This is a genomic window from Chryseobacterium gossypii, from assembly GCF_041361455.1.
Lineage (GTDB): Bacteria > Bacteroidota > Bacteroidia > Flavobacteriales > Weeksellaceae > Chryseobacterium > Chryseobacterium gossypii.
Genome location: NZ_JBGCUR010000069.1, coordinates 1 through 1,466, shown reverse-complemented (window position 1 = coordinate 1,466; position 1,466 = coordinate 1). Strand labels below are relative to the sequence as shown.

The window sequence follows — 1,466 nt, the reverse complement described above, 5'->3', positions numbered from 1 at the left end:
CATATCCTGTTTTTTTCTTCTTTTCCTTCGTTTTTTATCGCAGCTATAAAGGCTTGATTTGAAAGACTGGCTGCCTTAATCCGGTTCATTTCAAATTTTTCGCTTTCAGTATGATAGAGATATGTATATTCATATTCTTTTTTCTTATCCCCCGTCTCTTTGTATAATCTGATAAGGTCCAGATACAGCCACCGGAGACTTCCTCCATTAGTTTCTTTTGTAGCCATCACAATTTTCACTGCATTTTGATAAGCTTCTTCAGCTTTTTTATACTGATGCATTTTTTGGTAGTAAGTTCCGGCAACAAAATATAAATAACCAAGATTGCCATTTAGAAACCTTTCTTTGTTTGCTATTCTGAATGCATCATTAAGATAAACCCTGGTTGAATCCAATTCATTTTTTTGGAAATGTTCAAGGGCAATCATACTTTCTGTTATGATATCTTTTTTAATATTTCTGGCTTTATGAAGATAGATTAATGAAGAATCTCTTTGAAAGCTGGATTTATTAATGTAAACCTGTTGCAGCAGGTATTGTTTCGTTTCAGAATCTTCACTTTTTTTTAAACAGTAAAATGCCTTATTGAAATATTGATATCCCATATCGTGCATAAAAAGTTCCTCCGAATTAAGCTTTCCATAATTAATATACATATAAGCTTTATGGATCATATCATCTGAATCTTTTAAAATAGATTCAGCATTTTGTAAAAATAACAGACTGTTTTTGTAATTACCTGTATAAGAATTGATAAGAGCAAGATTAGTATAGCAGGTTGCTTTACCAGCCTGATATTTTTCTTCATTAGCGATGGCTAAGTACTTCTGGTTGAGATTGATTCCCCCATTTAAATTCCCTGAAAGAAGAAGTTCCTCAGTTTGCTTCATTAGCGGTAAATCAAAAGTTTTGAGATATTCTTTTTTTGAAGGCCGGCATGACATTAAAAAAAGTAAAAAGAAAAATACAAATAATAGCTTTTTTTTCATCTTTGCTTTCGATTTTTTAGAATAACAGGAACTTAAGTTACAAATATAATATAAATTATAAATTTACTAGATTCATTTTATATTGCTTAAATATTCTCCGATTTAAAACCATTCTCAGAAATAAAAATTAACATACTCAGCATTTCCCAAGATGATCATTATATAATTTTTGAGGCTTATGAAATTTTTAATATGAAATGGTATCAAACAAGATCCTGAAATTAGAACAAGAATTATTCGGCTATAAAAAGGACGGTTGAGGCAATCCCAGGTAAACAAACGGAGAAATTGATTGGTGCGAAGTAAAGCTATTCAAAATTAACAATCGTTAAAATGAGAGTAAAACTATATGGGGTCAGCAGAAGTAAATAATGAAAATATCACATTTACTTTTACTACTGCTCCCACGTCTCTTTACAAGATTTTAAACTACAGCGTGTTAAAATAAACATACAGGTCTACATTACTTGGAATATC

Annotated in this window: 1 pseudogene; it reads right to left on the bottom strand. The window is 30.5% G+C overall.

From position 1 onward, the window contains the following. A pseudogene (locus tag ABMQ40_RS16575) lies at positions 1 to 890 on the bottom strand (hypothetical protein); the annotation flags it as partial. Positions 891 to 1,466: the final 576 nt, after the last annotated feature.